Genomic DNA, 14,763 nt, shown 5'->3' on the forward strand with positions numbered 1-14,763 from the left:
AAAGCGGAGCCTGGCATGTCTGAGTTGATCCTCCACCACTACCCGCAGTCCCCCTTCGCAGAAAAAGCCCGCCTGCTGCTGGGCTTCAAAGGCTTGTCCTGGCGTTCGGTGCATATCTCGCCAGTGATGCCCAAGCCAGACCTCACCGCCCTCACCGGCGGCTACCGCAAGACTCCGGTGTTGCAAGTGGGCGCCGATATCTACTGCGACACCGCCCTGATTGCCCGCCGCCTGGAGCAGGAAAAATCTGCGCCTGCGCTGTTTCCCCAAGGCCTGGAACTGGTCACCCAGGGCTTTGCCGCCTGGGCGGATTCGGTGGTGTTTTCCCATGCCGTCGCCTTGGTGTTCCAGCCGGAATCCCTGGCGGTCAAATTTGCCAAGGTGCCGCCGGAAATGCTCCAGGTGCTGGTAGCCGACCGCAGCAAACTGTTCAGCGGTGGCAGCGCCGCCCGTGTGCAGTTGGACCAGGCCAAGCACCAATGGCCGGCCATCGTCAGCCGCATCGATCAGCAATTGCAGCATCAGGCGGGGGATTTTCTGTTCGGTGAGCCGTCGATTGCCGACTTTGCCCTGGCCCATCCGTTGTGGTTCCTCAAAGGTTCTTCGGTGACGGCGCCGTTGGTGGATGCCTACCCGGCTGTTGCCGCCTGGCTGGATCGCGTACTCGGCTTTGGCCATGGCACGTTCACTCAGATGAGCGCCGATCAAGCCCTGAATGTGTCGCGCAATGCCACACCGGCTGCGCTGCCGCAGGAAGTGTTCGAGGACTTGAACGGCTTCAAGGCCGGCCAACCGGTCACTATCAGCGCTACCGACTACGGCACCGATCCGGTGGCCGGCGAGTTGCTGTTTGCCGGGCGTGAAGAGCTGATCCTGCGCCGCACCGACGAGCGTGCCGGCACCGTGCATGTGCACTTCCCGCGCATGGGGTTCCGCATCCAGGCGCAATAAATAAACTTTTTTGCAAACAAAGGTGAGGTAAACCGGCGGCCCACTCGTGTAGTGCTTTGAAACTGCGATCTATTCGCATTAACAGCGTTTTCTACACGGGTTCTCACAGCATGAAGTCGACGGCGGGCGGTTTGGTTAAACAGTGGCTGGGAGCCTCGGTATTGGCGGTATCAGGGTTGGCGTTGCTGCCCTTGAGCGTGGCGCAGGCGCAGGAACAGCAAAGCACCCAGTTCAACTTTGCGTTGGCAGCCAAACCGCTGCCCCAGGCCTTGAGCGATTTCAGCCGGGTCACCGGGATCAGCGTGATCTACACCGATGAAGCGCCCTACGGCCTCAGCGCCCCGGCGGTCAGCGGCCAGATGAGCGCGACCCAGGCCCTGCAACGCCTGCTCGGCAACTCGGGTTTCACCTTCCGCCAGATCGACGCCCGCACCCTGGCCCTGGAGCCGGTGCCCACCGAAGGCGCCGTCAACCTCGGCGCCACCACCATCAGCGGTGTCGGCCAGCAAACCCAGGACAGCACCAGCTATCAACCACCGCCCACCAGCTCCGTAATGCGTTCCCATGGCCTGCTGCTGGAAACCCCGCAAACCGTCAACGTGGTGCCAGCCCAAGTGCTGCGCGACCAGACGCCACGCAACCTGGATGACGCCCTGGGCAATATCAGCGGCATCACCCAGGCCAACACCTTGGCCAGCACCCAGGACGCGGTGATGCTGCGCGGGTTTGGTGATAACCGTAACGGCTCGATCATGCGCGACGGCATGCCCATCGTGCAGGGCCGTGCGCTGAATGCCACCGCCGAGCGCGTCGAAGTGCTCAAGGGCCCGTCCTCGTTGCTGTACGGCATCCAGGACCCGGGCGGCGTGGTGAATATCGTCAGCAAAAAGCCCGAGTTGGTGCAGTCCACTGCGTTGACCGTGCGCGGCTCGACCTTCGGCGACGGCAAGAATGGCAGCGGCGGCAGCCTCGACACCACCGGCCCGATTGGTGACAGTGGTTTGGCGTATCGCTTGATCGTCGACCATGAAGACGAAGACTACTGGCGTAACTTCGGCACCCACCGCGAGACCTTGGTGGCGCCGTCCCTGGCCTGGTATGGCGACAACACTAAGTTGCTGTTCGCCTACGAGCATCGCGAGTTTCTTTCGCCGTTCGACCGGGGTACAGCTATCGACCCCAAGACCAACCACCCGTTGAACATCCCGTCCACTCGCCGCTTGGATGAACCTTTCAACAACATGGAAGGCCGTTCCGACCTGTACCGTTTCGAAGCCGACCACGACCTGAACGACGACTGGAAAGCCCACTTCGGTTACAGCTGGAACCGTGAAACCTACGATGCCAGCCAGGTGCGCGTGAGTGCGGTGGGTGCCAACGGCGCCTTGACCCGCAGGATGGACGGCACCAAAGGTGCGATCACCACCGACCGTTTCACCACGGCCAGCCTGGAAGGCAAGGTCAACGTATTTGGCCTGCAGAACGACCTGGTGTTCGGCATGGACGACGAGTACCGCAAGATCTACCGTGCCGACCTGATTCGTCAGAACTCGCGCAGCACGTTCAACTACAACAACCCGGTCTACGGCAATGAAGTCGCGGGCACCACCGTCAGCGCCGCCGACAGCGCTCAAACCGACCTGTTGCGCAGCGACTCGCTGTTCTTCCAGGATGCGATTCACCTGACCGACCAGTGGATCTTCGTCGCCGGTGCGCGCTATCAGATGTACGACCAATACGCTGGCAAAGGCGTACCGTTCAAGGCCAACACCGACGGCAATGGCCAGGCCTGGGTGCCGCGTGCGGGCCTGGTGTACCGCTACACCGATGAGTTGTCGTTCTACGGCAGCTACACCGAATCGTTCAAACCCAACTCCACCATTGCGGCATTGGCCGATGGCAGTACCTTGACCGGTGACCTGACACCGGAGAAATCCAAATCCTGGGAGTTGGGGGCCAAGCTCGATATCCCCGGGCGCATCACCGCCAGTGTCGCGTTGTTCAACATCGACAAGCGCAACGTGCTGGTGTCCTCGGAAGTCGCTGGAACCACCATCTATAGCCTGGCCGGCCAAGTCCGCTCCCGTGGCCTGGAACTCGACGCCACCGGCCAACTGACCGACCAGTGGAGCCTGATCGGCAGCTACGCCTACACCGACGCCGAAGACATCAAGGACAAAGACCCAACCCTGGAAGGCAACCGCCTGCAAAACGTCGCCAAGCACACCGGCTCGCTGTCGGTGGCCTATGACTTCGGCAGCATCTTCGGTGGCGACCAACTGCGGGTGGGCACCGGGGCCCGTTACGTCGGCGAGCGCGCTGGCGACGCTGCCAATGACTTCAACCTGCCGGGCTACACCGTGGCGGACGCGTTTGCCACCTACGACACCAAGATCGATGGGCAGAAGGTCAAGTTCCAGCTCAACGTGAAGAACATGTTTGACCGCACCTACTACACCTCGGCGGCCAGCCGTCTGTTCGTGTCGATTGGTGATGCACGGCAGGTGTCGGTGTCCAGTACGTTGGAGTTCTGATGAAAATACTGGCAGCTGTATTGGCGTTGTTGCTCAGCGGTTCGGCCCTGGCTGAGGCGCCTTCGTACCACCGCGAACACCGGGTGACCTTGCCCGGTTCCGGTCACAGCTGGGGTTTTGTCGGGCTCGACCCGACACGGCCCTACCTGTTCGTGGCCCGTCGCGAAAACGGCCTGACGGTGTTTGATGTGCAGCACCAGCGCGCGGTTAAAACCGTCGCGCAGTCCGAGGGCGCCAACGGTGTGGTGTTCGTGCCCGAGCTGGATCGGGTATTCGTACTCAACACCGACGGCAGTCTGGGGGTGGTGCAGTTATCCACACTCAAGCCGATCAAGCGTATTGCGGTGGCGCAGAGCAACCTCAACAGCGCGGTGTATGAACCGTCCACCGGCAAGGTGATCATCGTCAGCGGGCGGCGCGCGGATCGTTCGACCCTGTTTGAGTTCGATCCCCAGCAGGAACGCATCACCGGCGCCCATGAACTGGCGGTGAAGAAAATCGACCCGTTGCTGCTCAAGGGCGACGGCAGTTTCTTCCTGCCGATGCGCGATGAAGGCCAGGTGGCGCGTTATTCCGCCAGCACCTTTGGCGTGCTCGATACCTGGCAATTTGCCGACTGCCCCAAGCCCAGCGCACTGGCCCAGGATGTTGAGCGCCAGCGTTTGTTCGTCGCGTGTCGCGGCAAGACGCCGCTGTTGATCGTGGCAGACCGCGAGACGGGCGAAGTGAAGGCCAGGTTGCCGATCGGGCGTGACGTCAACGCCGTAGCCTACGACGCGCAGCATCGGCGTCTGCTGATCCCCAGCGGTGTGGAGGCGAACCTGTTGGTCATCGATCAGCAGGACGCCGATCACTACGCCTTGGCGGCTACCGTCAGCACCTTGCCGATGGCCTACAACATGGCGTTTGACCCCCAAAGCCTGCGGGCTTACTTGCCGGCCATGGACTATGTGTTGCCGGCCGCCGAACCCAAGGCGGATCCACAATTCCAGGCTGGCACGTTCTCCATCACCACCCTGGCACTTGATTGAGCGCGGTGAATTAACCAAGCTGCGCACTCTTTCAGATTCAGGAATGCCAGGGTGATGCGGTTGAAACGATGGATACACGCCGGTGCAATGGTGCTGGGTTTTGGCCTGTTGCTCGGCGGTTGCGCCTCGCCGTCGAAGACCGCCACCGGGCAAAGCCTTGACCAGTTGCTGGCCGACCCGGCGCTGCACGGCGCCACGGTGTCGTTGATGGTGCGTGATGCCAGCAGCGGCAACACGCTCTATCAACACAACCCACGCACGCGGCTGGTGCCGGCGTCCAATCTCAAGTTGCTGACCACGGCGGCGGCGATGGACGTGCTGGGGCCGCACTACCGGTTTTCGACGCAACTGCTGACCAACGGCACACAACAGGGCGAACGCCTGGTGGGCAATCTGTACCTGCGTGGGCTGGGTGATCCGACCTTGCAGTTTTCGGACTACCAGGCGCTGGCCGCGCAACTGGCCAGTCGCGGTGTGCGCCAAGTGCAGGGCGACCTGGTATTCGACGACACCTGGTTCGACGCCGAGCGGCTGGGCGTTGATTGGTCCCACGACGATGAAAGCACCTACTACGGCGCGCAGATTTCGGCGCTGACCGTGTCCCCCAACACCGATTTCGACGCAGGCACCGTGCTCGTCACGGCCAAGGCCCCCGTACGGGCCGGCCAGCCGGTGGGCGTGGAAATCTTCCCGCCTACCGACTACCTGCAACTGAGCAACCGCGCCGTCAGCGGGCCGGGCAATACCTATGGCATCAACCGCCGCCATGGCACCAACCTGTTGCAGCTCAGCGGCGCGGTGGCGCCGGGCAGGCAGAGTCGGCAATTGGTGAGTGTGTGGGAGCCGACGCAACTGGTGGCGAATCTGTTTGAGCAGGCGCTGGCGCAGCAGGGCATCAGTGTCGTGGGGCGGCGGGTAATCGGTGGTGCGAGCCCGGCGACGGCGACGGCACTGGCCGAACACCAATCGGCGCCGTTGCAGGAACTGATCACGCCGCTGCTCAAGCTGTCGAACAACAACATGTCCGAAGCCTTGCTCAAGGCCATGGGCCGGCAGACGGCCAATAGCGGCACGGCGGCGGCCGGTACGCTGGCGGTGGCCGGGTTTCTCAAGCGTCAGGGGCTGGACGCGACCACGCTGAACCAGGTCGACGGTTCCGGCCTGTCGCGGCGTAACCTGGTGTCGTCGCAAACCCTCACCGACCTGTTGCTGGCCGCGAGCAAACAGCCGTGGTTCAACGCCTGGTACAACGCGCTGCCGATTGCCGGCAACCGCGACCGCATGACCGGCGGCAGCCTGCGTTATCGCCTGCGCGACACGCCCGCAGCAAACAACCTGCATGCCAAGACCGGCTCCATGGGCGGCGTGTCGTCATTGGGCGGCTACATCACCGATGCCCACGGGCGCCGCTTGGTGTTCTCGATGATCACCAACAATTACGTGGTGGGCGGCGCGCAGGTGAAGGCGCTGGAAAACCGCGTGGCGCTGACCTTGGCCAACTGGTGACTCAGGGCTGATAGCCCATGCGCCAGCTCACGGCCCGGGTCGCCGCCAGCAAGTGCTGCGCCGCCGGGCCATCTTCATCGGCATGAAACAGTGAGGTGGGACCGACCACGGTCATCACCGCCGCCACTTGCCCGACCGCGTTGAACACCGGCGCCGACAACGCATCCACACCCGGCATCAGCAAGCCATGCACAAAGTGCAGGCCGCGGCTGCGGATTTGTTCGCAGTTGCTGGCGTAAGCCTGATCGTCCGCCAACGCGTGGGCGATACCGGCCTGGATCTCGCGTTCGCGCAAGTCCACGGTTTCCCGCGACGGCAAATAGGCGCTGAACACCAACCCGGTGGACGAACTGAGCAGCGGCAACACCGAGCCCAGTTGCGTCACCACCGTGACTGCCCGCACGGCCGGTTCGATATGCACCACGGTCGCGCCCTGGTTGCCCCACACCGCCAAAAAGCAGGTTTCATTCAGTTCATCGCGTAGCTCCGCCAGGGGCAGGGCGCCGACTTTCAACACGTCCATGCTGCCCAGCGCGGCCAAGCCCACCCGCAAGGCTTCGCGGCCCAGGCCGTAGTGGTTGGTGGCGGTGTTCTGTTCGGCAAAACCCGAGGCGATCAGGGCCTGCAAATAGCGGTGCACCTTGCTCGCCGGCATCTGCACATGCTCGGCCAGGCGCGACAGCGAAGTGGCCGGCGACAGTTCAGCCAGGGCCTTGAGGATATCGGTGCCCACTTCGGCCGAGCGGACTTTCTGTTTACCGGTGTCGCGGGGCTTTTCCATGGGGGAGCGAGAATCCGAGAGATGAATGGGCGTCTTTATAGCTTGACGGTCGATAGTGATCAAATTACGTTATGCGTAACTGGATTACGATAAAAACAACTTCCGTAAAGAGGATGCTCCATGAACCTCGAATACCTCTCGGGCTTCGGCAATGAATTCGCCAGCGAAGCCCTGCCCGGCGCACTGCCCGTCGGCCAGAACGCCCCGCAAAAAGCGCCCTATGGGCTGTACACCGAACTGTTCTCCGGCACGGCCTTCACCATGCCCCGCAGCGAAGCCCGGCGTACCTGGCTGTACCGCATCCAGCCGTCGGCCAATCACCCGGCGTTCGTCAAGTTGGAACGGCAATTGGCCGGCGGGCCGCTGGGCGCTGTGACGCCGAACCGGTTGCGCTGGAACCCGTTGGATATTCCTGGCGAACCGACAGACTTTATCGACGGCCTTGTCGGCATGGTGGCCAATTCCGGCTCGGAAAAGCCCTCGGGCATCAGCATCTACACCTACCGCGCCAACCGTTCCATGAAGCGGGTGTTCTTTAACGCCGATGGCGAACTGTTGATCGTTCCCGAGCAAGGCCGCCTGCGCATCGCCACCGAATTGGGCGTGCTGGACGTGGAACCGCTGGAAATCGTCGTACTGCCACGCGGCCTCAAATTCCGTGTGGCGCTGTTGGATGCCCAGGCGCGCGGTTACGTCGCCGAAAACCATGGCGCGCCGCTGCGCCTGCCGGACCTGGGGCCCATCGGCAGCAATGGGCTGGCCAACCCGCGGGACTTTCTCACGCCGGTTGCGCACTACGAAGACCTCAAACAACCGTCCACGCTGGTGCAGAAGTTTCTCGGCGAACTGTGGGCGTGCGAGCTGGACCATTCACCGCTCAACGTGGTCGCCTGGCACGGCAATAACGTGCCGTACAAATATGACCTGCGCCGCTTCAACACCATCGGCACCGTGAGTTTCGATCACCCTGACCCGTCGATCTTCACCGTATTGACCTCGCCCACCAGCGTGCACGGCCTGGCCAACCTCGACTTTGTGATCTTCCCGCCGCGCTGGATGGTGGCCGAGAACACCTTCCGTCCGCCGTGGTTCCATCGCAATCTGATGAACGAATACATGGGCCTGATCCAGGGCGCCTACGATGCCAAGGCCGAGGGCTTCCTGCCCGGTGGTGCATCGCTGCACAGCTGCATGAGCGCCCATGGCCCGGACGGCGAGACCTGCACCAAGGCCATCAACGCCGAGCTGGCGCCGCACAAGATCGATAACACCATGGCCTTTATGTTCGAGACCAGCCAAGTGCTGCGTCCCACACAGTTCGCCCTGGACTGCCCGCAACTGCAACCTTCCTACGACGCGTGCTGGGCCTCGCTGCCCGCCACCTTCAACCCGAATCGGAGATAACCCATGACTCAGCCCACCCAAACCCGCAGTTGGGTGACCTCCGCCAACGGTCACAGCGACTTTCCCCTGCAAAACCTGCCATTGGGCGTGTTCAGCATCAACGGCTCGGCGCCACGCAGTGGCGTGGCGATTGGTGATTCGATCCTCGATCTGCATGCCGCTATCGACGAGTTCGACGGTGAAGCCCGCCGTGCCGTCGAGGCCACGGCCGGTGGCCAACTGAATGCGTTTTTCGAGTTGGGCCGTGGCCCACGGGTGGCCCTGCGCGAGCGCCTGCTGGAGCTGCTGGCCGAAGGCAGCAAGCTGCATACCCGTGAGGCCCAGGTGCTGCACCGTGCCGCCGATTGCCAGATGCACGTGCCGGCGCGGATCAACGACTACACCGACTTCTACGTCGGCATCGAACACGCGCAGAACGTTGGCAAACTGTTCCGCCCTGATAACCCGTTGCTGCCGAACTACAAGTACGTGCCGATTGGTTACCACGGGCGTGCCTCGACCATTCGCACCTCGGGAGCTGATGTACGGCGCCCCAAAGGCCAGACCCTACCGGCTGGCGCCACCGAGCCGACCTTTGGTCCCTGTGCACGCCTGGACTACGAACTGGAACTGGGCATCTGGATCGGCCAGGGCAATGCCATGGGTGACTCGATTGCCATCGGCGACGCTGCCGAACATATTGCTGGTTTCTGCCTGCTCAACGACTGGTCGGCGCGGGATATCCAAGCCTGGGAATACCAGCCGCTGGGGCCGTTCCTGTCGAAAAGCTTTATCACCACGATCTCTCCGTGGGTGGTCACCGCCGAAGCCCTGGAACCGTTCCGCAAGGCCCAACCGGCACGTCCCGAAGGCGACCCGCAACCGCTGTCGTACCTGCTGGATAAACGTGACCAGGCGGCGGGTGCCCTGGATATCGAACTGGAAGTGCTGCTGACCACCGCCAGCATGCGCGAGCAGAACCTGCCGGCCCATCGCCTGGCCCTGAGCAACAGCCTGCATATGTACTGGACCGTCGCGCAGTTGGTGGCGCACCACAGCGTCAACGGCTGCCAGTTACAAGCCGGTGACCTGTTTGGCTCGGGCACCTTGTCGGGGCCGGAAGCAGGGCAGTTCGGCAGCTTGTTGGAGATGACCGAAGGCGGTAAAAAAGTGGTCGAACTGCCGTCCGGCGAAGTGCGCAAGTTCCTTGAAGACGGTGATGAAATCATCCTGCGCGCACGCTGCAACCGGGAAGGCTTTGCGTCCATCGGCTTCGGCGAATGCCGTGGCACTGTGATTGCGGCACGTTAAGAGGGCTTGGGTGATGGAACTCTATACCTACTACCGTTCCACTTCGTCGTACCGGGTGCGCATTGCCCTGGCGCTCAAGGGCCTGGATTTTACGGCGGTGCCGGTCAACCTGCTGGTGCCGCCGGGCGGCGCGAACCGCCAGCCCGAATACCTGGCGATCAACCCCCAGGGCCGGGTGCCGGCCTTGCGTACCGATGACGGCGATCTGTTGATCCAGTCGCCGGCGATCATCGAATACCTGGACGAACGTTATCCACAGGCACCATTGCTGTCCAAAGACCTGGCGACCCGTGCGCATGAACGGGCGGTGGCGTCGATCATCGGCTGCGATATCCATCCACTGCATAACTCCAGCACCCAGAACCTGTTGCGCCAGTGGGGGCACGATGAAACGCAGGTGCTGGAGTGGATCGGGCATTGGATCAGCCAGGGGCTGGGGGCGGTGGAACAGTTGATCGGGGAGCAGGGGTTTTGTTTTGGCGAGCAGCCGGGCATGGCCGATGCGTTCCTGATTCCGCAGTTGTATGCGGCGGAGCGGTTCAAGGTGTCGTCGGTGGCGTATCCGCGCATTGCCAGGGTCGCGGCATTGGCAGCGCAGCACCCGGCATTTATCCAGGCCCATCCTGCCAATCAACCTGACACACCCTGATTTTCGAAATTTGCACGAGACCAATGTGGGAGGGGGCTTGCTCCCGATTGCGGTGTGTCAGGCAATGCATCTGTTACTGACCCGTCGCCATCGGGAGCAAGCCCCCTCCCACACTGGATGTGAGTCACCTCAAATAAAAACAAGACAGGTACCTTGCGATGCACAATCAGATTGCCAGCTTTCGCGCGGCACTCGACGCCCGTCCGGTGTCGCGCTATCAGTGGTTGATCCTCCTGTTGCTGGCGCTGTTGCTGGTGACCGATGGCTACGACGCTCAAGTCCTCGGCTACGTAGTCCCTGCGCTGGCCCAGGATTGGGGCCTGGAAAAAGCCGCATTCGGCCCGGTGTTCAGTGCCAACTTGCTTGGCTTGACCTTGGGCTCGCTGCTGGTGACGCCGCTGGCGGACCGATTCGGTGTGCGCAGGATCCTGCTCGGCTGTGTGCTGATCTACGCCAGTCTCACGGTGTTGATGGTGTTTGCCAACTCACTGACCACCTTGATGGCAGCCCGCTTTATTTGCGGCATCGGCATGGGCGGCGCGATGCCCAGCGCCATGGCCTTGATGTCGGAGTACTCGCCACCGCGCCTGCGTACGCTGATGGTGACCTTGGCCGCGTGTGGCTTCTCATTCGGCGGTGCGGCGGGTGGTTTTGTGGCGGCAGGGTTTATCGACGGTTTTGGTTGGCAGGCGGTGTTTTTGGCGGGGGGTGTGACGCCGTTGTTGCTGTTCCCGTTCCTGGTGTGGCTGCTGCCTGAGTCCTTGCCGCGTTTACTGCGGGATGCACCGCCCTACGCGCGCTTGCATAAAGTCACCGCGCGCATGCTGCCGGACTGGCGGGCGCCGCTGGCCAGCGAGGCAGACAATCAGTTGGAGCAGGGCAGCAAGCTGACCGTGGTAGAGCTGTTTCGCAACGGCTACGCCCGCCCGACGCTGCTGATCTGGGCGACGTTTTTTGTCAGCCTGATCCTGCTGTATTTCATGATCAGTTGGTTGCCGTCGCTGTTGCTGGAAAGTGGCCTGGCGCTGAAAGAAGCGAACCTGGTGACCTCGATGTTCCTGTTCGCCGGCACCTTGGGCGCCATCGGCATGGCCTGGTTTGCCGACCGCTTGAAGAGCAAGGTGCGGCTGCTGTCCGGTGTGTTGGCGGCGGCTGCGGTGTGCACCATCCTGCTGGGCTTGAACCACGACAACCCGCGCTATCTGGTGGCCTGCGTGTTTGCCGCTGGTTTCTGCATTATCGGCGGGCAACTGACCCTCAATGCCTTCGCCAGCAACTTCTACCCCGCGCATGTACGTGCCACCGGTACTGGCTGGGCACTGGGGGTGGGGCGATTTGGTTCTATCCTGGGGCCGTTGTTTGGCAGCCTGCTATTGGCGATGCATATCCCGGTTGAGCAGATTTTCTTCTTCTGTGCGGTGCCGGCGGTGATTGCGGCGTTGCTGATTATTCAGGTGCGTTCGCCTGGCCTGAAAGTGCCGAAGAGTGCGTTGCCGGGCGATATCCTAAAACCCCCTAGTTCAATGTACGACTGAATTAGGCGGCAGGTGCCCCAATCGCTCGGTCAGGCGCAGCCGTTGGATTGGGTCTTCGCTGAGCAACAGGGCGTGTTCCAGGTCGAAGCGTTCGGCATTTGGGCAATCCAGCCGTTGGTAGAGACTGGCCCGTGCCAGGTAGTCGGCGGCGCTGGCATTACCCAGCTCCAACACACGCTCGGCATCGACCAGGGCATCCAGCGGAGCATCGTTGGAAAGATGCAGTTGGCGCAGGTTGCGTGACAGGCGTTGCAAAATCGAGCGCGGATCAGCGGTGTGCAAGTGGTCGGCCTGCAACTTGAGGTTGGGGCCGTATTGGCGGTGCAGCAACTCGCGACAATCATTGGGATATAAGCGCCGGCCCCCGCACGGGTCCAGCAAGTGATCAGCGCCCGGCACGCGCAACAGGAAATGCCCCGGAAAATTCACGCCGACCATCGGAATATCCAGACGCCTCGCCAGTTCAAGGGCAATCAATCCCATCGCCAGCGGTTGCCCGCGTTTGCGTTGCAGCACTTTGTCCAGCAAGGCCGCAGCGGGGCGCAGAGGTGTGAAGTCATCCTGGGCAAACCCCAGGTCATTCAGGCGTCGCAGTAACGGTTGGCCCAACTCATCCGCCGGCAACATCGGCATGCCTACGCCAACCTGTTGTTGCAGCAACATCAGCTCCTGCAGGATCACCAACGGCTGCACAGCGGCGTCGTGTTCGGCGGCAATCCACAGCGCTGCTTCAAACAGCGCAGGGGGGGAGCGTTCCAGGCAGGCGAAAAAGGCTTTGCGGGGATTCATTGCATTCTCCGGCGGATGCCCCCGTTTTAGCCTTGCTGGGAATTTTCGTCCAGTAGCTTGCGAAATATCCCACGCGCTTATGTCCTGCAATCCACAAAAGCGCGCCGCTTATTCCAGCGTGTTCCGGCAGTTTTCTACTGCAAGCCTATACTTGGCCCACTACCAGAAGTGATTCGGGAGCTTGATGATGTTTGCGCTCATGCACAGCACCCGCCTTGAATCGCTGCACCTGAGCGTCGACCCGGTCACCGGACTCAAGGCGGTCATCGCCATTCATAACAGCCGCCTCGGGCCAGCCCTCGGCGGCTGTCGTTATCTTTCCTATCCCGACGACCAAAGCGCTGTGGAAGATGCCGCGCGCCTGGCCCAGGGCATGAGCTACAAAGCCGCCCTGGCGGGTTTGCCGGTGGGCGGTGGCACGGCGGTGATCATGCGACCTGTCCATGTGGAAAGCCGCGCGGCACTGTTCGAAGCCTTCGGCCGTTGTATCGAAAAACTCGACGGCCGCTTTATCATCGCCATCGACAGCGGCACGTCGGTGGCCGATATGGACTGCATCGCCCAGCAAACCCGCTTTGTCACCAGCACCACGGCGGCCGGTGATCCGTCGTCCCATACCGCTATGGGCGTATTCACGGGCATTCGCACCACCGCCATGGCCCGCCTGGGCAGCGACAACCTTGAAGGCCTGCGTGTGGCGGTGCAGGGGTTGGGCAACGTGGGCTACGCCTTGGCTGAACAACTGCATGCCGCTGGCGCTGAGCTGCTGGTGAGCGATATCGATCACGGCAAAGTGCAACTGGCCATGGAGCAATTGGGGGCTCATCCCATTGCCAACGATGCCTTGCTCAGTACCCCTTGCGACATCCTTGCCCCCTGCGGACTCGGCGCCGTATTCAACCGTCAGAGTGTTGGCCAACTGCGCTGCGCCGCCGTGGCTGGTTCGGCCAGCGCGCAACTGACCAACCTGGACATCGCCGATCAACTGGAAGGGCGCGGCATCCTCTACGCCCCTGATTACGTAATCAACTCCGGTGGCCTGATCTACGTCGCCCTCAAGCACAACGGCGCAGAGCTGCCGGACATCACCGCACACCTGTCGAATATCGGCACCCGCCTCACCGAAATCTTCGCCCACGCCCAGGCTGAAAAACGCAGCCCCGCAAGGGTGGCCGACGAATTGGCCGAGCGCCTGCTGTACCGTTGATGGGTTTCCCCTACAATTGCCGTCGATCTCCCCTAGGCACTTGTTGTTATGACCAAGCCGTTCACCACCCTCGATGACGTCGCGCAAGCGGCTGGCATGTCGCGCGCCCAGGTGTCGCGTGCGCTGCGCGGCGACCCCGGGGTACGGGAAGAAACCCGCAAGCGCATCAGCGATATTGCAGCCCAGCTGGAGTACCGGCCCAACCTGGCCGCCCGCAGCCTGGTGTTTGCGCAGTCGTCCATCGTGGGGCTGGTGCTGGGCGATCCGAATAACTCCTTTCACATCCAACTCGCCCAAGCCGTCGACCGTGAACTGATCAAGGCCGGCTTTGATCCAGTGACCTCGCTGCGTCCGGTGGAGCAGGGCTGTGAATTGCAGGACATCGAGCGCCTGCTGCGGCTGCGCCCGGCCGGGGTGATCATGATTGGCACGCCGCATACGGCGCGCACCATCAGTGAAATTGCCGACAAGCTGCCGTGCGTCTATATCGGCAGCAAGCGCATCCCCCATCCGCGTGTGACCACCGTTGCGGTGGATGACGAATCGGGCATCCGCCAGGCCATGGAGCATCTGATCGGCCTGGGCCATCGTGCAATTGCACACTTGGGCGGCGGCCGTGAAGCGTCGGCCCGTGAGCGGGCAAAAACCTATTTTACGGTGATGGAAGAGGCGCAGCTGGAGCCGCTTTTTGTGGAAGGCTCCCACGATGCCACCTTTGGCCGGCGTGGCGTGGATGTGCTGTTTGAAGGGGATCGCAAGCCCACGGCGATCCTGGCGTCGAATGACTTTATTGCGCTGGGGGTACTGGACCGGCTCAAGGGTATGGGCCTGTCGGTGCCGGGCGATGTGTCGGTGGTGGGGTTTGATGACATTCCCAGTGCGGCGAATGAGCTGTTTTCGTTATCGACCCTGAAACAGGACACCGTGGAGCAGGCGCGAGTGGCAGTCGGTGCCCTCAAGGTGTTGCTTGCCGGGGTCAACAAACCATCGCGTCGCCTTCTCATGCCTGTGGAACTGATCCTGCGTCGCTCCACTGCCGCGCCGGTTAAGTCATAGCCAAACACCGGCCAATGTGGGAGGGGGCTT

General features: G+C 62.3%; 12 protein-coding genes. 10 read left to right on the plus strand and 2 right to left on the minus strand.

Translation table 11 applies throughout. From position 1 onward, the window contains the following. The first annotated feature begins 15 nt into the window (after positions 1-15). The 4 genes from DYL61_RS21235 (at position 16) to dacB (ending at position 6,022) form a co-directional block, all read left to right on the plus strand. Positions 16-951: a glutathione S-transferase family protein gene (locus DYL61_RS21235; protein WP_135309952.1), complete on the plus strand. Its 936-nt coding sequence runs from the start codon at positions 16-18 to the stop codon at positions 949-951. A 110-nt stretch (positions 952-1,061) separates the two neighbouring features. Further along, positions 1,062-3,485: a TonB-dependent siderophore receptor gene (locus DYL61_RS21240; protein WP_135309953.1), complete on the plus strand. Its 2,424-nt coding sequence runs from the start codon at positions 1,062-1,064 to the stop codon at positions 3,483-3,485. Then, the gene (locus tag DYL61_RS21245; protein ID WP_135309954.1) at positions 3,485-4,516 is read left to right on the plus strand and encodes a YncE family protein; all 1,032 of its coding nucleotides are present in this window, start codon (positions 3,485-3,487) and stop codon (positions 4,514-4,516) included. Before DYL61_RS21240 ends, DYL61_RS21245 begins: the two co-directional genes overlap by 1 nt. A 54-nt stretch (positions 4,517-4,570) precedes the next feature. Then, positions 4,571-6,022 (plus strand): D-alanyl-D-alanine carboxypeptidase/D-alanyl-D-alanine endopeptidase, encoded by a 1,452-nt coding sequence (gene dacB / locus DYL61_RS21250; RefSeq protein WP_135309955.1) that lies wholly within the window; start codon positions 4,571-4,573, stop codon positions 6,020-6,022. Between the two features lies 1 nt (position 6,023). On the opposite strand, the gene DYL61_RS21255 is transcribed toward dacB, so the two are convergent. After that, positions 6,024-6,803 carry an IclR family transcriptional regulator gene (locus DYL61_RS21255; RefSeq protein ID WP_135309956.1) on the minus strand — a complete coding sequence of 260 codons (780 nt, stop codon included), beginning with the start codon at positions 6,801-6,803 and terminating at the stop codon, positions 6,024-6,026. A 120-nt stretch (positions 6,804-6,923) separates the two neighbouring features. Between DYL61_RS21255 and hmgA the strand changes: the two genes are divergently transcribed. From hmgA to DYL61_RS21275, 4 genes are all read left to right on the plus strand, one after another. After that, entirely contained in the window at positions 6,924-8,207 is a 1,284-nt protein-coding gene (gene hmgA, locus DYL61_RS21260) for a homogentisate 1,2-dioxygenase (protein WP_135309957.1), read from the plus strand. A gap of 3 nt (positions 8,208-8,210) precedes the next feature. Further along, positions 8,211-9,497: a fumarylacetoacetase gene (gene fahA, locus DYL61_RS21265; RefSeq protein ID WP_135309958.1), complete on the plus strand. Its 1,287-nt coding sequence runs from the start codon at positions 8,211-8,213 to the stop codon at positions 9,495-9,497. Between the two features lie 13 nt (positions 9,498-9,510). Beyond that, positions 9,511-10,146, plus strand: a complete 636-nt coding sequence (gene maiA, locus DYL61_RS21270) for a maleylacetoacetate isomerase (RefSeq protein ID WP_135309959.1) — start codon at positions 9,511-9,513, stop codon at positions 10,144-10,146. Positions 10,147-10,304: 158 nt separating this feature from the next. Then, positions 10,305-11,681: an MFS transporter gene (locus DYL61_RS21275; RefSeq protein ID WP_135309960.1), complete on the plus strand. Its 1,377-nt coding sequence runs from the start codon at positions 10,305-10,307 to the stop codon at positions 11,679-11,681. Here the strand turns inward: DYL61_RS21275 and DYL61_RS21280 are convergent. Beyond that, a complete protein-coding gene (locus DYL61_RS21280; protein ID WP_135309961.1) occupies positions 11,667-12,470 on the minus strand; it encodes a SirB1 family protein in 804 nt (267 codons plus the stop codon). The two genes, DYL61_RS21275 and DYL61_RS21280, sit on opposite strands and share 15 nt — an antisense overlap. Before the next feature lie 187 nt (positions 12,471-12,657). Here DYL61_RS21280 and DYL61_RS21285 point away from each other — a divergent pair, with 187 nt between their 5' ends. Together DYL61_RS21285 and DYL61_RS21290 are read left to right on the plus strand one after the other, a co-directional pair. After that, positions 12,658-13,677, plus strand: a complete 1,020-nt coding sequence (locus tag DYL61_RS21285; protein ID WP_135309962.1) for a Glu/Leu/Phe/Val dehydrogenase family protein — start codon at positions 12,658-12,660, stop codon at positions 13,675-13,677. 48 nt (positions 13,678-13,725) lie between these two features. Beyond that, positions 13,726-14,733 carry a LacI family DNA-binding transcriptional regulator gene (locus DYL61_RS21290; protein WP_135309963.1) on the plus strand — a complete coding sequence of 336 codons (1,008 nt, stop codon included), beginning with the start codon at positions 13,726-13,728 and terminating at the stop codon, positions 14,731-14,733. Positions 14,734-14,763 lie beyond the last annotated feature (30 nt).

The sequence above is a fragment of the Pseudomonas nabeulensis genome (assembly GCF_004682045.1).
GTDB lineage: Bacteria > Pseudomonadota > Gammaproteobacteria > Pseudomonadales > Pseudomonadaceae > Aquipseudomonas > Aquipseudomonas nabeulensis.

Bases quoted from the DNA above. Each gene is read 5' to 3' on its own strand.
- DYL61_RS21285 (WP_135309962.1), top strand. From the start codon at position 12,658: ATGTTTGCGCTCATGCACAGCACCCGCCTTGAATCGCTGCACCTGAGC.
- maiA (WP_135309959.1), top strand. From the start codon at position 9,511: ATGGAACTCTATACCTACTACCGTTCCACTTCGTCGTACCGGGTGCGC.
- DYL61_RS21240 (WP_135309953.1), top strand. From the start codon at position 1,062: ATGAAGTCGACGGCGGGCGGTTTGGTTAAACAGTGGCTGGGAGCCTCG.
- hmgA (WP_135309957.1), top strand. From the start codon at position 6,924: ATGAACCTCGAATACCTCTCGGGCTTCGGCAATGAATTCGCCAGCGAA.
- DYL61_RS21245 (WP_135309954.1), top strand. From the start codon at position 3,485: ATGAAAATACTGGCAGCTGTATTGGCGTTGTTGCTCAGCGGTTCGGCC.
- DYL61_RS21280 (WP_135309961.1), bottom strand. From the start codon at position 12,470: ATGAATCCCCGCAAAGCCTTTTTCGCCTGCCTGGAACGCTCCCCCCCT.
- DYL61_RS21275 (WP_135309960.1), top strand. From the start codon at position 10,305: ATGCACAATCAGATTGCCAGCTTTCGCGCGGCACTCGACGCCCGTCCG.
- DYL61_RS21255 (WP_135309956.1), bottom strand. From the start codon at position 6,803: ATGGAAAAGCCCCGCGACACCGGTAAACAGAAAGTCCGCTCGGCCGAA.
- DYL61_RS21235 (WP_135309952.1), top strand. From the start codon at position 16: ATGTCTGAGTTGATCCTCCACCACTACCCGCAGTCCCCCTTCGCAGAA.
- fahA (WP_135309958.1), top strand. From the start codon at position 8,211: ATGACTCAGCCCACCCAAACCCGCAGTTGGGTGACCTCCGCCAACGGT.
- DYL61_RS21290 (WP_135309963.1), top strand. From the start codon at position 13,726: ATGACCAAGCCGTTCACCACCCTCGATGACGTCGCGCAAGCGGCTGGC.
- dacB (WP_135309955.1), top strand. From the start codon at position 4,571: ATGCGGTTGAAACGATGGATACACGCCGGTGCAATGGTGCTGGGTTTT.